The 19,365-nt window shown below is 73.1% G+C and carries 14 protein-coding genes and 1 pseudogene; 9 read left to right on the plus strand and 6 right to left on the minus strand.

The window, feature by feature from the left end:
- The first annotated feature begins 22 nt into the window (after nucleotides 1-22).
- Nucleotides 23-579: pseudogene (locus ABZ098_RS41315) on the plus strand (hypothetical protein).
- A 92-nt stretch (nucleotides 580-671) separates the two neighbouring features.
- On the opposite strand, the gene ABZ098_RS41320 reads toward ABZ098_RS41315, so the two are convergent.
- From ABZ098_RS41320 to ABZ098_RS41340, 5 genes are all read right to left on the minus strand, one after another.
- Nucleotides 672-1,541: a biotin-dependent carboxyltransferase family protein gene (locus ABZ098_RS41320; RefSeq protein ID WP_356599549.1), complete on the minus strand. Its 870-nt coding sequence runs from the start codon at nucleotides 1,539-1,541 to the stop codon at nucleotides 672-674.
- Complete coding sequence (gene pxpB, locus ABZ098_RS41325; protein ID WP_356599551.1) at nucleotides 1,538-2,149, minus strand: 5-oxoprolinase subunit PxpB; 612 nt, start codon at nucleotides 2,147-2,149, stop codon at nucleotides 1,538-1,540. Before pxpB ends, ABZ098_RS41320 begins: the two co-directional genes overlap by 4 nt.
- Nucleotides 2,146-2,904 (minus strand): 5-oxoprolinase subunit PxpA, encoded by a 759-nt coding sequence (locus ABZ098_RS41330; RefSeq protein ID WP_356599553.1) that lies wholly within the window; start codon nucleotides 2,902-2,904, stop codon nucleotides 2,146-2,148. Before ABZ098_RS41330 ends, pxpB begins: the two co-directional genes overlap by 4 nt.
- Before the next feature lie 71 nt (nucleotides 2,905-2,975).
- Nucleotides 2,976-3,797 carry a putative hydro-lyase gene (locus ABZ098_RS41335; RefSeq protein WP_356599555.1) on the minus strand — a complete coding sequence of 274 codons (822 nt, stop codon included), beginning with the start codon at nucleotides 3,795-3,797 and terminating at the stop codon, nucleotides 2,976-2,978.
- Nucleotides 3,794-5,089, minus strand: coding sequence for an MFS transporter (locus tag ABZ098_RS41340; protein WP_356599556.1), 1,296 nt, complete (start codon nucleotides 5,087-5,089; stop codon nucleotides 3,794-3,796). Before ABZ098_RS41340 ends, ABZ098_RS41335 begins: the two co-directional genes overlap by 4 nt.
- A 130-nt stretch (nucleotides 5,090-5,219) precedes the next feature.
- Between ABZ098_RS41340 and ABZ098_RS41345 the strand changes: the two genes are divergently transcribed.
- The 4 genes from ABZ098_RS41345 (at nucleotide 5,220) to ABZ098_RS41360 (ending at nucleotide 13,369) form a co-directional block, all read left to right on the plus strand.
- A complete protein-coding gene (locus tag ABZ098_RS41345) occupies nucleotides 5,220-5,915 on the plus strand; it encodes a GntR family transcriptional regulator (RefSeq protein ID WP_356599558.1) in 696 nt (231 codons plus the stop codon).
- A 132-nt stretch (nucleotides 5,916-6,047) separates the two neighbouring features.
- The gene (locus ABZ098_RS41350) at nucleotides 6,048-7,577 is read left to right on the plus strand and encodes a hypothetical protein (RefSeq protein WP_356599560.1); all 1,530 of its coding nucleotides are present in this window, start codon (nucleotides 6,048-6,050) and stop codon (nucleotides 7,575-7,577) included.
- Between the two features lie 151 nt (nucleotides 7,578-7,728).
- A complete protein-coding gene (locus ABZ098_RS41355) occupies nucleotides 7,729-8,607 on the plus strand; it encodes a hypothetical protein (protein WP_356599562.1) in 879 nt (292 codons plus the stop codon).
- Nucleotides 8,608-8,644: 37 nt separating this feature from the next.
- A complete protein-coding gene (locus ABZ098_RS41360) occupies nucleotides 8,645-13,369 on the plus strand; it encodes a hypothetical protein (RefSeq protein ID WP_356599564.1) in 4,725 nt (1,574 codons plus the stop codon).
- 133 nt (nucleotides 13,370-13,502) lie between these two features.
- On the opposite strand, the gene ABZ098_RS41365 is transcribed toward ABZ098_RS41360, so the two are convergent.
- Complete coding sequence (locus tag ABZ098_RS41365; RefSeq protein WP_356599603.1) at nucleotides 13,503-14,042, minus strand: hypothetical protein; 540 nt, start codon at nucleotides 14,040-14,042, stop codon at nucleotides 13,503-13,505.
- 431 nt (nucleotides 14,043-14,473) lie between these two features.
- On the opposite strand from ABZ098_RS41365, the gene ABZ098_RS41370 reads away from it, so the two are divergent.
- The 4 genes from ABZ098_RS41370 to ABZ098_RS41385 all read left to right on the plus strand — a co-directional run bounded on the left by ABZ098_RS41370 (nucleotide 14,474) and on the right by ABZ098_RS41385 (nucleotide 19,345).
- Nucleotides 14,474-17,476, plus strand: coding sequence for a nitrate- and nitrite sensing domain-containing protein (locus ABZ098_RS41370; protein WP_356599566.1), 3,003 nt, complete (start codon nucleotides 14,474-14,476; stop codon nucleotides 17,474-17,476).
- Nucleotides 17,473-17,895 carry a roadblock/LC7 domain-containing protein gene (locus ABZ098_RS41375; protein ID WP_123987845.1) on the plus strand — a complete coding sequence of 141 codons (423 nt, stop codon included), beginning with the start codon at nucleotides 17,473-17,475 and terminating at the stop codon, nucleotides 17,893-17,895. Before ABZ098_RS41370 ends, ABZ098_RS41375 begins: the two co-directional genes overlap by 4 nt.
- Before the next feature lie 9 nt (nucleotides 17,896-17,904).
- Entirely contained in the window at nucleotides 17,905-18,300 is a 396-nt protein-coding gene (locus ABZ098_RS41380) for a DUF742 domain-containing protein (protein ID WP_356599568.1), read from the plus strand.
- A 439-nt stretch (nucleotides 18,301-18,739) separates the two neighbouring features.
- On the plus strand, nucleotides 18,740-19,345 hold the full coding sequence (locus ABZ098_RS41385; protein WP_356599570.1) for an ATP/GTP-binding protein: 606 nt from the start codon (nucleotides 18,740-18,742) through the stop codon (nucleotides 19,343-19,345).
- Nucleotides 19,346-19,365: the final 20 nt, after the last annotated feature.

Here is a 19,365-nt window from a genome sequence, read left to right on the forward strand (position 1 = left end):
GGGGTGCGTCAGGGGGGCGTGGATGGCGACCGTGCGCTTCGTCGCCCTCGGTGACTCACTGTCCGAGGGCTCGCCGAGTCCGTGGAGTTCCACAAGCTCGCGTTGAGTGGGGCGCAGACGTGGGACGTGCTGGAGCGGCAGATTGACGCCCTGCGCTGCCCGTTCGGCATCCATGCCGTGGCCGCGCGGCCCTCACCGGGCAGGGCGCCGTCCTGTTCACGGTGTGGCTGCCCGGCCCGGGCACGATGCCCGGGCTGCCCGGCGCGTCGGCGCTGCAACTGGCGGTGCGGTTCCACGAGTTGCTCGGGGAACGGGGGATCGCGACCGGAGTCGCGCGCTCGGCCGGAGTCTCTGGTGCCCACCAGGTCGGCGAGTCTGTGGTGGTCGGCCACGGCGGGGGCCGGGTGGGTGGCGCGGCGGTGCACGGATCTGTTGCCGCGGTTGGTGACGTTGGCCATGGACGAGATGCGGCACCGCGCGCGGGGGACGAGCGGGCGGCTCGATCTGCGGGCTGTGCGTGCGGTGTCCGTGGCGTTGAGCGCGTTGTCCGTGCAGGGGCGGCGGGCCGAGGCGGCTTGAGCCCGTGTCGGGTGCGGGTGCGGGTGCGGGGCGGGCGCGGGCGCGTGGGGCTGGTCGGGCAGTTCCCCGCGCCCCCTGCGAGCCTGGGTGGGTCAGCGGCGTCGCACCGCCACGAAGCGCACCGGGGTTCCCGGCACGGCCTGGGCCGCCGCCGGGAGGTCCGTCTCGCGGACCACGCCGATCACCGGGTAGCCGCCGGTGGTCGGGTGGTCGGCGAGGAAGACCACCGGCCTGCCGTTCGGCGGGACCTGGACCGCGCCCAGGACCATGCCCTCGCTGGGGAGTTCACCCGGCCGGGCCCGCTCCAGGGCCGGCCCCTCGGTGCGCAGCCCGATGCGGTTGCTCGCCGAGGACACCTGGAAGGTGCGGGAGGTGAAGGCCCGGACCGCTTCCGGGGTGAACCAGTCGGCTCGTGGGCCCAGTGTGACGCGGAGGACGAGCTCAGCGGGAGGTGCCGGCTGCGGTGCCGCGTCCACACGCGTGTGGAGCGGTGTCGGCGCGCCCAGGGGGAGTACCGCGCCGTCCGTGAGGGGAGGCGGGCCCAGGCCCGACAGGAGGTCCGTGGAGCGGCTGCCCAGGACCGGCTCCACGGTGATCCCGCCGGAGACGGCCACATAGCTGCGTACGCCTGTCCGGGCCGTCCCGATGTTCAGGAGTGCCCCTGCCGGTACGTGTACCGGTGCGCTCCACGCTGCCGGTCGCCCGTCGACCGTCACGGGACAGGGGGCCCCTGTCACGGCCACGGTGACCGTCGAACGGGGACGTACCGCGCAGCCGTTGAGCGTGGTCTCCAGGACGGCTGCCTCGGGGCGGTTGCCGACCAGACGGTTGGCGAGGTCGGCCGCCGGAGCGTCCAGGGCGCCCGAGCGGGGGACGCCGAGGTGCGCGTGGCCCGGTCGGCCCCGGTCCTGGACGGTGGTCAGTGCCCCGGCCCGGACGACGGAGAGGGCGCGGTCCGTCATGTCGCCCTCACGAAGCGCACCCTGGTGCCCGGCGACAGCAGTGCGGCCGGTACGCGCGTGTGGTCCCACAGCACGGCGTCCGTGGTCCCGATGAGCTGCCAGCCGCCCGGGGAGGAGCGCGGGTAGACGCCGGTGTACGGGCCCGCGAGCCCCACCGAGCCCGCCGGGACGGCCGTGCGCGGGGTAGCCCGGCGCGGCACGTCGTAGCGGGCGGGCAGGCCGGTGAGGTAGCCGAAGCCGGGCGCGAACCCGCAGAAGGCGACCGTGAACTCGGTGCCGGAGTGGACGCGGGCCACCTCCTCGGGGGAGACGCCCCAGAGCGCGGCCACGTCGACCAGGTCCGGGCCGTCGTAACGCACCGGGAGTTCGATCGCCTCACGCGTGCGTGGGGGAGCGGGCGGTACCTCGGCGGCGGTGAGCTCGGCAGCCAGGCGGGCGGGGTCGGCCAGGCCGTCGAGGAGGACCGTGCGGGCCGCGGGGACGATCTCGCGGACCGACAGCGAGCCCTCCGCGCGGCGGCGCACCAGCTCCGCGTGCAGCGCCTGGGCCTCCTCGCCCGAGGACACCTCCACGAGCAGGGCGCCGTCCCCGACGGGCAGCGCCCTCATGCGAAGGCCTCCACCCGGACGCCCGAGGACTCCAGGCGCTCTCTGACCCGTCGGGCCAGTTCCACCGCGCCCGGGGTGTCGCCGTGCAGGCACAGGGAGCGGGCCTCGACCTCGACACGGGCGCCGGACAGGGCGGTGACCGCCCGGTCCCGGGCCAGGCCGAGCGAGCGTTCCACGACCGCCTCGGGATCCGTGACCAGCGCCCCCTCCCGGTCGCGTGGCACGAGCGTGCCCTCCTCGGTGTAGGCGCGGTCCGCGAAGGCCTCCGGCACGGCCTCCAGGCCCGCCTTCCCGGCGACCCTCAGCAGACGCGAGCCGGGCAGGCCCAGCACGGGCAGCGTGGCGTCGGCGAGGAGCACGCCGTCGACGACCGCGGCGGCCTGCTCCTCGTCGTGCACGACCCGGTTGTAGAGCGCGCCGTGCGGCTTGACGTAGGACACGCGCGTGCCCGCCGCCCGGGCGAAGACCTCCAGGGCGCCGATCTGGTAGGCCACCTCGGCCGTCAGCTCGGCGGACGGCACGTCCATCGCGCGCCGCCCGAACCCCGCCAGGTCCCGGTAGGAGACCTGGGCGCCGATCCGGACCCCGCGCGCGGCCGCCAGCTCGCAGACCCGCCGCATGGTGGGCGCGTCCCCGGCGTGGAACCCGCAGGCCACGTTGGCGCTGGTGACGACGGACAGCAGGCGCTCGTCGTCGGTGAGCTGCCAGCGGCCGAAGCCCTCGCCGAGGTCGGCGTTCAGGTCGATCGAGGTCATGGAGGACTCAGGTTTCCTTTCAGGGTTCCCAAGGGTCTCAGTGTGCTGTTCTCCAGGGGTTCGAGCGGGTCTCACGCCACTCTGTACTGCTCGTCCCTGGCGTCCGTCAGGAACATCTGCCCCGGTGCGTGGGTGAGGGCGAACGGCGGGCGCGAGGCCATCACCGCGGCCTGCGGGGTCACACCGCAGGCCCAGAACACCGGGATGTCGTCCGGCTCGGCGTCCACCGGATCTCCGAAGTCGGGGCGGCCGAGGTCGTCGATGCCGAGTCCGGAGGGATCGCCGCAGTGCACGGGGCTGCCGTGCACGGCCGGGAGCAGACTGCTCTCCCTCAGGGCGGCCGCCAGGTGCTGCGGTGGCACCGGGCGCATGGACACCACCATGGGTCCGTGCAGCCGCCCCGCGGGACGGCACTGTCGACTGGTCACGTACATCGGAACGTTCCGGCCCTGCTCGATGTGCCGGATCGGGACGCCCGCCTCCGAAAGTGCCCACTCGAAGGTGAAACTGCACCCGATCAGGAACGAAACGAGGTCCTCACGCCAGTGTGCGCGCACGTCCGTCGGCTCGTCCACCAGCCGGCCGTCCTCCCACACCCGGTAGCGCGGGAGATCCGTGCGCAGATCGGCACCCTCGGCCAGGACGGTGGTCGGGTCGCCGGCGTCCGTGACGTCGAGGACCGGGCAGGGCTTGGGGTTGCGCTGGCAGAACAACAGCATGTCGTACGCCCAGTCGGCGGGCACCGAGATCAGGTTGACCTGGGTGTGGCCGGCCGCGACCCCGGCGGTGGGGCCGGTCAGGCCCGCGCGGAACCGTGCGCGTGCCTGTGCCGGGCTCCACGCGTGCGCGTGCTCGTCGACGAGGGTCAGGGGGCGGTCTTCCGTGCGGTTCACGCGAGTTCCTTCCCACGGGTCTCCGGCAGCCCGAGCAGGGCCAGTGCGGCGATGCCGTAGCCGATGGCTCCGAAGACGAGTGCCCCGCCCACGCCCCAGCTGTCGGCCAGGAAGCCGACGGTGGTCGGGAAGACCGCGCCGACCGCGCGGCCCGCGTTGTACGTGAAGCCCTGTCCCGAGCCGCGCACCGCCGTCGGGTACAGCTCGCTCAGATAGGACCCGAAACCGCTGAAGATCGCCGACATGCAGAACCCGAGCGGGAACCCGAGGACCAGCAGCCAGGTGTCGGCTCCGCTGGGGATGTTGCCGTAGGCCACGATGCAGACGGCCGACAGCAGGGCGAAGAGCCAGATGTTGCGTCGCCGGCCCAGCCTGTCGGTGAGGTAGCCGCCGGTCAGATAGCCGAGGAAGGCCCCGGAGATCAGGAACGTGAGGTAGCCGCCGGTGCCGACGACCGACAGTCCGCGGTCGCTCTTGAGATACGTCGGCACCCACGTGGCGAGCGTGTAGTAGCCGCCCTGGACGCCGGTGGACAGCAACCCCGCGAAGATCGTCGTACGCAGCAGGTCCGGTTTGAAGATCGCCGCGAAGGAGCCCTTGCCGGAGCTCTTCTCGCGCGCAGCGATCGCCTCCGGGGCGTCCTGGACCCGGCGTCGCATCCAGACCACGAGCAGCGCGGGCAGCGCTCCGGTCCAGAACATCACGCGCCAGGCCGTGCCGTCGTCGAAGACCGAGAAGACCAGCGTGTACATGATCGCCGCCAGCGCCCAGCCCACGGCCCACGAACTCTGGATCGCGCCGAGGGTGCGCCCCCGATGCTTGGCGCTCGCGTACTCGGCGACCAGGATCGCGCCGACCGCCCACTCGCCGCCGAAGCCGAGGCCCTGGAGGGCGCGGAAGACCAGCAGCGACTCGAAGTTCGGGGCGAAGCCGCAGGCCACGGTGAAGATCGCGTAGGTGACCACCGTGATCATCAGCGCCCTGACCCGGCCGACCCGGTCGGCCAGCACCCCCGCCAGGGCTCCGCCGATACCGGAGGCCAGCAGGGTGACGGTGGTGAAGAGGCCGGTCTGGCCGCTGTCCAGGCCGAAGTAGGCGGCCAGCGCAACCATGCTCAGCGGGAGCGTGAAGTAGTCGTAGGAGTCGAGGGCGTAGCCGCCGAACGCACCGGCGAAGGCACGCCGGCCGCGCGGACCGAGGGCGCGGAACCAGCCCAACGCCCCGTCTTCGGCGGGGTTCTCGGTCGCTGAGGGCTGGTCGGTCAGGGTCTGAGGGGGCGGGGTCGTGCTCATGAGCACCTCGCAGGAGGAGGACGGAGGTCGCGGAGCGGAACCGTGCGGTGATGAGCAACGTAGAGGATCGTTCAACGATCCTTCAATACCCCTGTTGTTTCGTTCTCGTGTCTGCGGTTGAATTCCGGGCATGGCAGAGCAGTTGAGCGGACTGGCCGACGACCGCGCCCTCCTGGGCCGCACCAGCACGGCCGAGCGGGTCTCGGACATCCTCAGGAGCCGCATCGCCGAGGGCTACTTCCCGCCGGGGACACGGCTGTCGGAGGACAGCATCGGAGGGGCGCTGGGGGTCTCCCGCAACACCCTGCGCGAGGCGTTCCGGCTGCTCACGCACGAGCGCCTGCTCGTCCACGAGCTGAACCGCGGCGTGTTCGTGCGGGTCCTGGCGGTCGAGGACGTGGAGGACATCTACCGCACCCGCGCGCTCGTGGAGTGCGCCGTCGTCCGCGGGCTGGGCGAACCGCCGTACGCCCTGGACGCGCTGGCCGAGGCGGTCGTGGAGGGGCAGCGGGCGGTGCGCGAAGGTGACTGGAAAGCGCTGGGCACGGCCAATATCCACTTCCACCGCGAACTCGTCGCCCTCGCGGGCAGCGACCGCACCGACGAACTGATGCGCAGCGTCTTCGCCGAACTCCGGCTCGCCTTCCACGTGGTGGACGACCCCAAGGCCCTCCACGAGCCCTACCTGGCCCGCAACCAGCAGATCCTCAGCGCGCTCCAGGCGGGCGACAGGGACGAGGCGGAACGGCTGCTCGCCGTGTACCTCTCGGACTCTTTGGGGCGAGTGGTCGAGGTGTACAGACGAAGAGTGGGCGAGGACATGTAGGGGCGCGAGGAACTGCGCGACCAGCCCCCACCGGCCCGCAGTCGACGAACAACCGGTGGTCACCCGTCCAACCGCCGGAGGCGATCCGCGCCGTTTGGGGAGTTGTCAGACCTAGCACCTAGTCTGTGCACCGTGACTTCGCCTGCGACGACGGACAGCGTTCCGCCCCAGTTCAGCGCGGGGCCGCGCCCCGCACCGGGCCCGGCCGCCGACGAGGGACTGGCGCGTCGGCTGCGCGCGCTCGCCTGCACCGCGCCGCTGCACGACCTCGACGCCCGCAAGGCCAACCTCGCGGGCGAGTACTCGGTGTACGGCATGGCGGAGGTGGCCCTGGCCGCCATCGACCTGGTCACGCTGAACATGGACTTCGACACCGGCGCCGACCACGACCAGGTCGTCGCACGCCTCATCCCGCGCATCGCCGCCCAGGCCCCGCAGCGCCCCGTCGCCGAGCACGAGCGCGTGGCCCGCTGGGTCCTGGAGAACCTGATCAACGTCGGCAGCGTCGACCGGGGATTCCGTGCGGTCTACGGCACTTTCGCACCGGACGGGACCTATGTCCGGCGCGACTACGACTTCAAGCTGATCGAGGAGGTGCCGGGACCCGGCGGCTCGGTCTATCTCCGGACGACGGACGAGGCGGTCAACGTCCTGGTCGGTGCCCTCGACACCGATGTCACCAGCGCCCAGATCGCCGCCGAGGTCAAGCTGGAGGTACTGATCAGCCGCGGCCGCCTCGCCGACGCCCAACTCGCCGCGGAGCAGGCCCGCTACCGGACCGTGCAGTACTCCGAGACCCTGCGCAGGGCACTGGACGCCACCCGTCGCAACGTCCGGGCCGTCGACTGGCTCAACTCCGTGCCCGACATGATCGCCGAGGCCCTCGACCACGTCGCCGACCGGTACCGCCACGAGAACGCGATCCTGACCAACATCCGCAAGGCGCGGGACGAGTCCGAGGACCCCGAGCAGAAGCGCCGGGCCGCCGAGCTCGTCGACATCGTCAAGGACTGCATCCGGCGCCACACCCAGCTCCAGTCCCGGCTCCTCGAGGCGGGCCCGCTGTTCCGCGCCGAGCAGGACCGGCAGGCCTTCGCCACCCCCATGACGACGTCGGGGATAGACCTGTACGGCCACCTCGTCGCGCCGGTGCTCCCCCTGCCGTTGGAGCAGGCCACCCGGGTCACCGACGCGTTCTTCGCGCGCGGGACCGGCCTGCGCACCCCGGTGTCGGTCCGCGTGGGCGACCTCGTGGACATACTGCTGACCCCGCCGATGGAGCGGGAGCACCTGGGCGCGGAGATGCCCGAACCGGACCTCATCGCCACGCCCGACGACAGCCGGTTCAGCGAGGAACAGCTCGCCGCCGCGAAGGAGCTGCTGGACCTGCCGGCGGACGCGCCGCGACGGCTGTCGGGACTGCTCGCGGAGGCCCGCAGGACCGGCGGGTTCGATCTCGCCTACCTGGTCGCCCTGTTGGCGATCCACGCGGCCAGCCCCGCCGTCGGCACCGCCTACCGTCAGGGCGAGGAGAAGCTCCTCTTCGCCGTGGACGACGGGACGGAACTGGACGATCCGGACTTCGGCGGCGCCGACCTCATCGTCGGCACCGCCCTGCTGGACGCCGCGGGAATGGCGGCGGACCGGACGGAGGCGGCATGAGCGGGGTGGGCCGGTCAGGGGGCGGCATGGGCGAGGTCAGCCCGTCAGGAAGGGCCATCGGCGAGATCAGCCCGTCAGGAAGCGCCATCGGCGACGTCAGCCCGTCCGGAAGCAGCATGAGTGAGCCAGAGCGTGACAAGGAGCCCCAGCCGTGAGTGAGCATGTCGAGTGGAGCGAGACGGAGGTCCCGACCCCGTCGGCGCCCGCCGCCGTCACCCCCGCCGACGCCGCCGACGCCGCTCGGCTCGTCGCCTTCGGGCTGCAGCCCAAACTGCAGCCCGCGCGGGACCAGGAGTACGCCGAGCTGCTGCGGCGCTACCGGGAGGACCCGCCGTTCGCGCGACTCGCCGACGCCGTCGCCGCCGGACTCGGACTGGTCGTCCTGGAGGTGTCCCCGCGCGCGGGGATGGCCGTCACCGCCGCCGAGGACTCGGTGTTCGCCGTGCGGATGGGGGACTACGCGCGTCGTACGTCAGCCGACGGCGGCGACCGGTTCCTGCACGGCCTCGCCCATCTCGCCGTCGCCGCCATGGCGTTCCCGCGCCCCGAGGACCTCGCCGACGACGGCTACATCGGGCGCGTCTCGGTCAACGGCGTCGACGCCTTCGTACGGCAGGCCTGCCGGCGCCTTGAGGAGCGGGCCGAGGAGGTCGGCGAGAACACCGACCCGGCCACCGACGCGCCCGGCCTGGAGGCGGCCTGGCGGATCTGGGCCAGACGCAGCGCGGCCGGTGCGACCAAGGACGCGCGCCGGCTCGCCGGGTCCACGACCGGCATCGTCGGCAAGGCCGCCGCCTTCCTCACCGACTCCGGCTTCCTCCAGCGCACCGGGGACGACAACGGCGGCACCTACCGGACCACGGCTCGTTACCAGCTCCAGGTGCGGGACATGGCCGGAAGCGCCGCCATGGCCGAACTGCTGGAGCTGGGAGTCGTCCCGGTCACCGACGGCACACCGACGCTGCTGCCGCCCGAGGACGGCGACGACCTGGAGCTGGCGGCCGATGCCGGGCTGCCGTTCCACTCCTGAACTTCCCTGACCTGCCGAAGACTTACGAGAGTCCGCCATGTACGAGCTGTCCCGGGTCCGCCTCTACTCCATCGGCCCCGCCGGTGCGCGCTACGCCGACACCGTGCTGGACCTGCGCGGAGTCGGCGCGGAGGTGCCCGACCCCGCGCCCACCCAGGCGGAGTTCTTCGAGGAGGAGCCCGTCGGTCCGCCGCGCCGGCCCGCGCCCGCCGGGGTGCTCTTCCTGGAGAACGGCGGCGGCAAGTCCGTCCTGCTCAAGCTGATCTTCTCGGTGATGCTGCCCGGCCACCGCAACACCCTCGGCGGTGCCAGCTCCGGTGTGCTGCGCAAGTTCCTGCTGGCGGACGACTGCGGGCACGTGGCTCTGGAGTGGCAGCACACTCTCACCGGCGAGTGCGTCGTCGTCGGCAAGGTCAGCGAGTGGCGGGGGCGCCAGGTCTCCAACGACCCGCGGAAGTTCGCCGAGGCCTGGTACTCCTTCCGGCCCGGACCGGGCCTCAGCCTCGACAACCTGCCCGTCGCGGAGTCCACCGCCGTACGGCCGCCCGCCGAGGGCCAGTCGGCCGCGCAGGGCCGTCGCCGCACCATGAAGGGCTTCCGGGACGCCCTCACCGAGGCGGGCAAGGCGTACCCGCACCTGGAGGTGCACTGGGAGGAGATCCACGACCGGTGGATCGAGCACCTCGGCGACCTCGGCCTGGACCCCGAACTCTTCCGCTACCAGCGGGAGATGAACGCCGACGAGGGCGAGGCCGCCGGCCTGTTCGCGGTGAAGAAGGACTCCGACTTCACCGACCTGCTGCTGCGGGCCGTGACCGACACCCGCGACACCGACGGACTCGCCGACCTGGTCAGCGGGTTCGGCAACAAGCTCGGACGACGCGCCGAACTCATCGCCGAACGGGACTTCACCGCGGGGTCCGTGGACCTGCTGGGCCGGATCGTCGAGGCCGCCGAGGCACGCTCACGCGCGCGTGACATCCACACGGGTGCCGAACGCCGTACCCGGACGCTGGCCCGGCGACTGTCCGCGCGGGGCGTCCAGGAGCGGGTACGGGCGGCGGACCTGGCCCAGCGGGTCACCGCGGCCGCGTACGCCGTCACGCACGCCGAGGCGGGCCGGGAGCGCAGCGCGCTCATCGCCGCCGAACTCGCCTACCGGCACGCCTCCCTGGCGCTCGCCGCCGCCGAGAAGTCGGCCGCGGCCCAGAAGCGCGAACTCGCCGAGGCGCGCACCCTGCACTCCGCCTGGCAGGCCGCCGAGGCCGTACTGCGCCACCGCGCCGCCGCCGACCGGGTCGCGCGCGTGGCCGCCGCCATCCAGGAGGCCGAGCGGGACGCGGCTCCCGCGCTCGCCGCCCGCGCCAAGGCCGCCGTCGATCTCGTACGGGCCCTGCACGCGGCCGCCGAGCGCGCCGAGACACTCGCCAACGAGGAGGAGGAGCGGTCCGCCGCCCTCCAGGAAGTCGGCGAGTCCGCCTACCGGGACTCCACGTCGGCCGCCACCGAGGCGCAGCGCGCCCGCAGCGAGATCGGCCATCTGCGCCAGCGGCTGAGCGAGGTCGAGCAGGAGACCGCCGAGGCCGTGCGCGCGGGCTGGCTCGACGACAGCGCCCCCGACGCCGACCCCGCCCGCGCGGCCCTAGCCGCGAGCGACGCCGAGAAGACGGCGGTCGCCGCCTGGGACACCGCCCGCGAGGCCTCCCACCGCGCCGCCGAGCACGCGCGCGAGGCGGCCGCCGCCGAATCCCGCGCCGAGCTCACGGCCGCCCGCGCGGAGGACGCGGCCACGGCGGCCGCCCGGTCCTACGACGCCGAGCGGCGCCTGGCCGAGGGGCTGGCCGGGGAGGAACGGCTGGCGGAGCTGCTGAGCCTGACCGGGGTCTCCGGAGCCTCCGGGGGAGTGCCGGGGCAGCGCGCGGGAACCGAGGGCACGAGAAGGGGTGGCACGGCCGGGCACGACGACGCGAGAAGGGGTGGCGCCGCCGGGCACGCGAGCGCCGACCCGTACCCCGACTCCGCGGGTGTCGTCACCGACGCCGGTCTCACCCCCGAGGACCTCGACCGGTTCGCCGACGAGCTGCGCGAACTGCTCGACGACTCCGTCTCCTCGGCCGAACGCCAGCTGTTCGAACTGCGGACGGCCGCCGCCGACGACTCCCGGATCCTCGGCGCGCTCGGTGACGGCGGCCTTCTGCCGCCCGGTCCGGACGTGCTGGCCACGGTCGAGTTCCTCGGCGAGAACGGCATCCCGGCCCTGCCCGGCTGGCGTTACCTCGCCCAGGCCGTCGACCCCGCCGACCACGCGCGCGTGCTGGCCGCCCGGCCGGAACTGGTCGACGGCGTGATCATCACCGACCCCGACACCCACGCGCGTGCCCGCGAGGCCCTCAACGACGCGGCCCTGCTCCCGCGCTCCGCCGTGGCCGTCGGCACGGCCGCCGCACTGCTGGCGCCGACTCCGGCGACCGACTCCCAGAGCGGAGACGTCTTCCTCGTACCGCCGAACCCGGCCATGCACGACGAACACGCCGCCGACGAGGAGCGCCAGGCGCTGCGCGCGCGGGCCGGCGAGCGGGACGAGGAGATCCGGTCGCTCGCGGCCCGTCTCGGCAAGGACCGTGAACTGGCCGCCCGGCTCGCCTCCTGGCGCACCGGCTGTCCCGCCGGACGGCTCGTCGAGCTGGCGCAGGCCGCCCGGGACACGCGCGTGTTCGCCGAGGAGGCGGAGGCCGAGCTGGCCGAGGCACGCACCGTGCGGGCGGAGGCCGACGAGGCGGCCGCCGAGGCCGCGCAGATCCGCGACGAACGCCAGGAGGCCGCCCAGAAGACCCGACGCGCCGCCGACGCCCTCGCGGGCCTGGCCTACCGGCTGCGCGAGCGGGCCGGCTGGCAGGCCAAGCTGCGCGAACTGGCCGACGAGGCCACTGAGTCGGAAGCCCGCGCCCAGACCTGTCTGGACCGCGCCCGGGCCGCCGACGAGGACCGGCGCGGGGCCCAGCGGGCCGCCGACGACGCCCGCCGCACCGCGCGTGCGCTGCGCGCCGAGCGCGCCGAGATCGCCGGCGCCCCCGACGACGTACCGGACAGTGAGACGGATGCCTCCAAGGCGTCCCTGCCCGCCCTCCGCGAGGCCTACCGGGCGGCCTCCCAGTTGTACGAGAAGGTGGGTGTCGGCGCCGACCTGCGGGCCGAGCAGGCTCGGGCGGAGAGCGACGAGAGCGCGGCCCTCGCCGAACTGGACCGGCTGAGCAACAAGGTCCGCACGCGCGCGGAGCAGCTGCTCCAGTCGCCCGACGGATCCGACGGGCCCTCCCGGCAGGCCGCCGCCGCCCGCGCGGAGGAACTGGTGCAGCTCCTGGAAACCCGTATGTCGACCGCGAGCGAGCAGCTCGGGCGGTTGCGCGGCGAGGCCGAGCGGCACGCGCCCGAGGACGGCGAGGCGCACACCGAGCTGTCACAGGAGCTGGAGCCGCGTGACGCCGAGCACGCGCAGGCGCTGCTGCGCACGGCCACCGCCGAACTCGCCTCCCGCACCGAGGCGTTGGCCCAGGCCCGGGAGGCGCACGCCGAGCTGCTCGACTCCCACCGGGCCGCCGAGGACGCGGCCGGAGGCTTCGACGAGATCGCCGCGATGCTGCGCGACCTGCTGCGCGAGCACGCCATGGAGGACGAGCAGGACGAGCAGGAGCCGTACCCGGGCAGCCCCGAGGAGGCCCGGCAGGCCGCCGCGGAGGCCCGACGGTCGCTGCGTGGCTGCGCCGCCGACCTCTCCGCCGCCGAGGCCGCCGTGCGCGAGGCCAGCGACGTGCTCGTCCGGCACGCCAACTCCACGCGCTACGAGCAGGTCCGCACCCCCGCCCGGCAGCAGATCCGTGAGCTGCCCGCGTCGGCGCTGCCCGAGCACGCGCAGAAGTGGGCGGACGCCTTCGCGCCCCGACTGCGGGTGCTGACCGACGAGTTGGCGCAGTTGGAGCGGAACCGGGACTCGATCGTGGACCGGCTGCGGGGGCTCGTGGAGTCCGCTCTCGCCACGCTCAGGTCCGCCCAGCGGCTGTCCCGGCTGCCCGAGGGGCTCGGCGAGTGGTCCGGTCAGGAGTTCCTGCGGATCCGCTTCGAGGAACCCGACCAGGCGACGCTGACCGAGCGGCTCGGCGAGGTCATCGACGAGGCGACCAGGGCCGCGGTGAAGAAGAACTCCGACCTGCGGCGCGACGGAATGTCCTTGCTGCTGCGGGGAGTCGGGGCGGCGCTCCAGCCCAGAGGGGTGGCCGTGGAGATCCTCAAGCCGGACGCCGTGCTGCGCGCCGAGCGGGTGCCGGTCGGTCAGATGGGCGACGTGTTCTCCGGCGGCCAGTTGCTGACGGCGGCCATCGCGCTGTACTGCACGATGGCGGCCCTGCGGTCCAACGACCGGGGCCGGGACAAGCACCGGAACGCCGGCACGCTGTTCCTGGACAACCCGATCGGCCGGGCCAACGCGACGTATCTGCTGGAGCTCCAGCGGGCCGTGTCAGACGCGCTGGGTGTCCAACTCCTGTACACCACGGGCTTGTTCGACACGACTGCACTCGCCGAGTTCCCCCTGGTCATCCGGCTGCGCAATGACGCGGACCTCAGGGCCGGCCTGAAGTACATCAGCGTGGAGGAGCACCTGCGCCCGGGTCTGCCGCAGCAGTCGCAGGCGGACGAGGCGGGCCACAGCGAGATCACGGCGACCCGGATGTTCAAGCGTCCGGCGCCGGCGCCCGTGACTCCGTAGGGGTGCGCGGGGCCGCAGCCGGTGCTCGGCTCCACCGCGCGGGCGCGATCAGCCGCGGGGGCTCGGCAGCCGCCCGCACTCCGCACAGTGGAGCCGTCGGAGGCGGTCGCGCTCGCCGTACGCCGTCAAGGCCTCAGGGGTGCGACAGCTGTCCCGCGCTGCCGCCCTGACGCCGTATCCGCTCCTGGGTCCGCTCCGTGACCCGGGCCTGCCGCCGGGCCTTGCGGCGCTCGCGGCGCAGCGCACGTGCCGTGCTGCTCGGGGTCGACACCACGCCGTGGCGCTGGTTCCACACCTGACGGGTCACCCAGACGTCCAGGGCGCCCCAGGTGGCCACCACGGTGCTGGCGACACTGCTCAACACCATCGGGAACGCCAGCCAGGACCCGGCCATGGTGCACAGGAAGGCCACCATCGCCTGAAGCAGGGTCACCGCGATGATGAGCACCGCCCGGACCGCGGAGGTCCGCACCGGGTCCGGAAGGCGACGCCTGCGCGCGGGTTCCTCGACCCACAATGGCCGGTAGGCCTCCTCCCGGGCCGCGGCGCGTCCGCTCGGCACGTCGGACCGCGCCGGTATGTCGGGCGCCCGCGCCTCGGGGCGCCGCGGCGCCGCCGGGCTCGCTGTCTCCGCGCCGCTTCCCGGCGCCTCCTGCCGCTCCGCCGTGCCCATCACCGTGTCACTCCCCACCGCCGGCAGATCCCTCGTCCCGGTGTCCGTGGACCGGGCCTCAAGGGTGGCTGCCCGGCTTGCGCTGCTTTACGCCGCCCAGTTGCAGATGCGGCTCCTGTGGCCGAATCCACCGCCATTTCCCGAAGAGAAGGACGAACAAGCCCCCTTCAAGATTCCCCGGCGACGTCAAAGAAACGAAAAAATCCAGCCAACCGCCCACCCTGACCGATCGGTTCCGGTCCGACACGACCCACCTGGTCGCAGGAGGCAATCTCCCGCAATGGCAGGACACCTCCCCATGTCCCGGTACCGCGGCGCATGTTCTGGTCCCGGACGCAACTTCGAGTTACGGGTGCGTCGGTAGTAGGCTCGCGCCGTTTGTTGACGTACATGTGTACCCCCGGCCGGCGGGGGTCGAGCTGGGGGAGGCCATGCGCTTTCGCGGGAAGTCGATCCGCCGGAAGATCGTGGCGCTGCTTCTCGTGCCGCTGGTGTCCCTGATCGCGGTGTGGGGCTTCGCCACGGTGCTGACGGGACGTGAGGTCGCCCAGCTCTTCCAGGTGTCCACCGTCACGGAGAAGCTCGGGTATCCCATCGAGGACACCGTGCGCGTGCTCCAGCAGGAACGCCGTCAGACGCTCGTCTACCTGGCCGATCCGCGCGCTTCGGACGCCCTGTCCGCGCTGCGCGGCACGAGGGACGCCTCGGACGAGGCCATCGCCAAGTTCCGCCGCAACGCCCGCGATCCCGACGTCCGCGACGGTATGGACCAGGACGACGACGAGCGCCTCACCGCCGTACTGGACGCGTTCGACGGCATCGACTCGCTGCGCCGCGGCGTCGAGGACGGCACCGTCTCCCGGCTTGAGGCCCTTGAGCAGTACAACCGCCTGGTCGACCCCGCCTACGCCCTCCTCGCCACCCTCGACGGCATCGACAACGTCGAACTGGACAAGCAGTCGCGGGCGTTGGTCAACATCACCCGGGCCCGCGAACTGCTCTCCCGCGAGGACGCCCTCCTCGGTTCCGCCCTCGTGGTGGGCAAGCTCACCCGCGACGAGATCCGTGATGTCTCCGACCTGGTCGCCCAGCGGAACCTCATGTACGACGTCAGCCTGGGAGTGCTGCCGGCCGCGGAGCGCGAGCGCTACGAGCGTTTCTGGAAGAACGCCGGCACCGCTCCGCTGCGCTCCGCCGAGCAGTCGGTGTCCCGCGCTGAGCCCGGCACGGACGGCGGCGTCAGCGCCAAGAGCTGGGACGCCGCCGCGGGCAACGTGCTCGACGAACTCGCCAAGCTCGACGACCAGGCGGGCGACCGCCTCCAGGACCGCGTCCGGCCGGACGCGATGGGCGTCATCATCAAGGCGGCCGCCGTCGGCGTCCTAGGCCTGATCGCCCTGCTCTTCTCGCTCGTGCTGTCCGTGCGCGTCGGCCGCGGCCTCATCCGCGACCTGAGGCAACTGCGCCTGGAGGCCCATGAGGCCTCCGGCGTACGGCTGCCCAGCGTGATGCGCCGCCTCTCCGTGGGCGAACAGGTCGACATCGAGACCGAGGTCCCCCGCCTGGAGTACGACAAGAACGAGATGGGCGAGGTCGGCCAGGCCCTCAACACCCTCCAGCGCGCCGCCGTCGAAGCCGCCGTCAAGCAGGCCGAGTTGCGCGCCGGGGTCTCCGAGGTCTTCGTCAACCTCGCCCGGCGCAGCCAGGTCCTGCTGCACAAGCAGCTCACCCTGCTCGACACCATGGAGCGCCGCACCGAGGACACCGACGAGCTCGCCGACCTGTTCCGCCTCGACCACCTGACGACCCGTATGCGCCGGCACGCCGAGGGCCTGGTGATCCTCTCCGGCGCGGCCCCCTCCCGGCAGTGGCGCAAACCCGTCCAGCTCATGGACGTCGTCCGCGCCGCCGTCGCCGAGGTCGAGGACTACGAGCGCATCGAGGTCCGCAGGCTGCCCAGGGTGGCCGTGACCGGCCCCGCCGTCGCCGACCTCACGCATCTCGTGGCCGAACTCCTGGAGAACGCCACGGTGTTCTCCCCGCCGCACACCGCCGTCCAGGTTTTGGGCGAGCGCGTCGCCAACGGGTTCACCCTGGAGATCCACGACCGCGGACTCGGCATGGCCGCCGACGCGCTGCTGGACGCCAACCTCCGGCTCGCCGAGACACCGGAGTTCGAGCTGTCCGACACCGACCGGCTGGGGCTCTTCGTGGTCAGCCGGCTCGCCCAGCGGCAGAACGTCAGGGTCTCGCTGCAGCCCTCGCCGTACGGCGGCACGACGGCGGTCGTCTTCATCCCCGACGCGCTGCTGACCGACGACGTCCCCGACACCAACGGCATCGGCTTCCGCCTCGACCGCCCCCGGCCCTCGAAGGAGGCCGAACTGGAGGAGGCCCAGCGGGTCTCGCTCACCCGGGGACCGGCCCAGTTGCCGCCCGCGATCCTGGACGGCCCGGTCGAACTGGAAGCCCCCGTCGACCTGGACACCCTGAACGACCTCCCGGGCGTGCTGGAATCCGAGGACAGCGAGCGCGGCGGACTGTTCCGACCGCGCCGCTCCCTGGCCCAGGTCGACGACGAAGGCCCCGGAACCGGCAGGGCGGACATCGACGACGACGCTCCGGGCGCCCCGGTGTCGCTGTCCCGCCGCCGCACCCCCAAGCTGGTCAGCTCCCACGGACGCCCGGTCACCGACGAGCGGACGGGACGCGAGGGGACGGACCGGACACCGGCGGCCGGCCCGGGCGCGTCCCGGCAGGCCACCCTCTCGGCGGGGCCAGCCCGCTCCGAACCTCCGACGCTGCCGAGCCGACGCCGTGCCGCGGCCCTCCGCCGGGGCACCGGCGTGACCGACCGCCTCGACGAACTGACGGAGAAACCGGCGTCCTCGGCGTTCTCGAGCCGTGAACTCGGCTCGGTCCCCGAGGCTCCCGCCCTGCCCCGGCGCACCCGCCGTGCCGAGATCGCGTCGAGCGGCCCGGCCGCGGACGACCCGGCCACCACCGCCACCGGCGGCCCCGCTTCGGGCACGTCCGCACGCGGCGCCGCGGTCCCGACCGCGGACACCGTGAACGACCCCGCTCCCGGCGGTGCCGTACGGCCCGGTCGGGGCGAGTCCGGCGGTGGCGCCCCCGGAGCATCCGGCTCGGGCAGGCCGCCCCTCGGCGCCCGCGGGACCCAGGACGCCGCCTCCGGCTCCGCTCCGCTGCCCCGCCGCGTGCGCCAGGCCAACCTGGCCCCGCAGCTCAAGCAGGCCCCGGAGCGGCGCCCCCAGAACCAGGCGGAGCCCGCCGAGCGGGACGCCGACGAGGTACGCAGCCGAATGGCCTCGCTCCAACGGGGCTGGCAGCGCGGCCGTGAGGAGAACGCCGAGGGCGACAACACGTCCGGCGGCACAGCACCACAACGAACGACTAAGGGGGACGGTCGATGACCGCACCGAAGGCGACCGACAAGTCCGGCGAGCTCAACTGGCTCCTCGACGACCTGGTGGAGCGTGTCGCGAGCATCCGCAAGGCCCTGGTGCTCTCCAGCGACGGCCTCCCGACCGGCGTGTCCCAGGACCTGACCCGTGAGGACAGTGAGCATCTCGCCGCCGTGGCGTCCGGGTTCCACAGCCTGGCCAAGGGCGTGGGCCGGCACTTCGAGGCGGGCAACGTCCGGCAGACGGTCGTGGAACTGGACGACGCGTTCCTGTTCGTGACGGCCGCGGGTGACGGAAGCTGCCTCGCCGTCCTCTCGGACGCGGACTCGGACGTGGGTCTCGTCGCGTACGAGATGACGCTCCTGGTCAAGCGGGTCGGTGCGCATCTCGGTGCCGCGCCGCGCACCGATCTGCCTCAGGGCGGGTAGTGAGATGGCATGAGCACAGACGGTCAGGGAAGAAGCCACTGGTTCGACGACGAGGCCGGACCGGTGGTCCGTCCGTACGCCATGACGCGTGGCCGCACCACGAGTGCCGGTCAGCACCGTCTCGACCTGATCGCGGTCGTCGTGGCCGAACCGCACTCGGACGATCCGGAAGGGGACCACTCGCTGTCCCCCGAGCACGTGGACATCGTCGACATGTGCCGGGACAGCCCGCAGTCGGTCGCCGAGCTGTCCTCCGAACTCGACCTGCCCATCGGGGTCGTACGGGTCTTGGTGGGCGACCTCGTCGCCTCGGAATGGGTCCATGTGAACCGGCCGGTGCCGCCCGCCGAGCTTCCGGACGAGAGCATCCTGCGTGACGTGATCAACGGCCTCCGGGCCCTGTGACCGGCGGTCCCGGCCGGCCGGGGGCCGCTCTGCCGGTGTCGCGAGGCGCTCGCGCTCGGCATCCGGGGGCGGCCGGTCCGGCCCTCGCGCCTGCCTGACCTCGGGGAGCACCGAGGCCGGATCGCGTGCCCACGCCGGGCGGTCCTGCCGGTCCGTGGCGGGTGCCGGAAGACCGCTGCCATATGATCTGACTGATCGTCGACGACCCTCCGCGGACGGCCGACCACCGGCCCGCGGACACGGTTCCCGAGCAGTGCGATCGGAGAGACGGACGTGACGACTGGCCGGCAGTTCCGGGTCGACCGAGGCGGCGCCTCCACGGACATCGTCGCGCGACGTCCGGACGGCCCCCACAATCCTCCTCGTCGCCACGGCGGCTGCCGCGACGCGCCGTGCACCGCCGCGACCCCACACCCCCAGCAAGCAGGAGAAGAGACCAATGATCTTCGGGCGTTCTGAGCGCGGCAAGCCCCCGGTCGAGCCCGTCACGCTCAAGATCCTCGTGGCCGGCGGCTTCGGCGTGGGCAAGACCACGTTCGTGGGCGCGGTCAGCGAGATCAGGCCGCTGCGCACCGAGGAACTGCTCACCGAGGCAGGGCGCCCGGTCGACGACATCAGCGGTGTCGAGGGCAAGCGGACCACCACCGTCGCCATGGACTTCGGACGCATCACCCTCCGTGAGGACCTGGTGCTCTACCTGTTCGGCACACCCGGACAGGAACGGTTCTGGTTCATGTGGGACGAGCTCTCCGAGGGCGCCCTCGGAGCCGTCGTGCTCGCCGACACGCGTCGCCTGGAGGACTGCTTCGCCGCCGTCGACTACTTCGAGCGGCGCTCCATACCGTTCCTCGTCGGTGTCAACTGCTTCGAGGGCGCGATCCGTTACCCGGAGGAGGACGTACGGCAGGCCCTCGACCTCGACGAGGACGTACCGGTCGTGCTGTGCGACGCCCGGGACAAGCAGTCGGTCAAGGACGTGCTCGTAGGGGTCGTCCAGCACGCGATGGCGTACTCGGCGCGCCGACGGCAGACCGTCACCACCTGAGGCGGGGAAGCGACCCGTAC

Origin of the sequence: Streptomyces sp. NPDC006335, from assembly GCF_040612795.1 — a bacterium.
Lineage (GTDB): Bacteria > Actinomycetota > Actinomycetes > Streptomycetales > Streptomycetaceae > Streptomyces.

Coding starts and splice junctions, on each gene's coding strand:
- ABZ098_RS41320 (WP_356599549.1), bottom strand. CDS start 1,541: ATGACGGACCGCGCCCTCTCCGTCGTCCGGGCCGGGGCACTGACCACC.
- pxpB (WP_356599551.1), bottom strand. CDS start 2,149: ATGAGGGCGCTGCCCGTCGGGGACGGCGCCCTGCTCGTGGAGGTGTCC.
- ABZ098_RS41330 (WP_356599553.1), bottom strand. CDS start 2,904: ATGACCTCGATCGACCTGAACGCCGACCTCGGCGAGGGCTTCGGCCGC.
- ABZ098_RS41340 (WP_356599556.1), bottom strand. CDS start 5,089: ATGAGCACGACCCCGCCCCCTCAGACCCTGACCGACCAGCCCTCAGCG.
- ABZ098_RS41345 (WP_356599558.1), top strand. CDS start 5,220: ATGGCAGAGCAGTTGAGCGGACTGGCCGACGACCGCGCCCTCCTGGGC.
- ABZ098_RS41360 (WP_356599564.1), top strand. CDS start 8,645: ATGTACGAGCTGTCCCGGGTCCGCCTCTACTCCATCGGCCCCGCCGGT.
- ABZ098_RS41365 (WP_356599603.1), bottom strand. CDS start 14,042: ATGGGCACGGCGGAGCGGCAGGAGGCGCCGGGAAGCGGCGCGGAGACA.
- ABZ098_RS41370 (WP_356599566.1), top strand. CDS start 14,474: ATGCGCTTTCGCGGGAAGTCGATCCGCCGGAAGATCGTGGCGCTGCTT.
- ABZ098_RS41375 (WP_123987845.1), top strand. CDS start 17,473: ATGACCGCACCGAAGGCGACCGACAAGTCCGGCGAGCTCAACTGGCTC.
- ABZ098_RS41380 (WP_356599568.1), top strand. CDS start 17,905: ATGAGCACAGACGGTCAGGGAAGAAGCCACTGGTTCGACGACGAGGCC.
- ABZ098_RS41385 (WP_356599570.1), top strand. CDS start 18,740: ATGATCTTCGGGCGTTCTGAGCGCGGCAAGCCCCCGGTCGAGCCCGTC.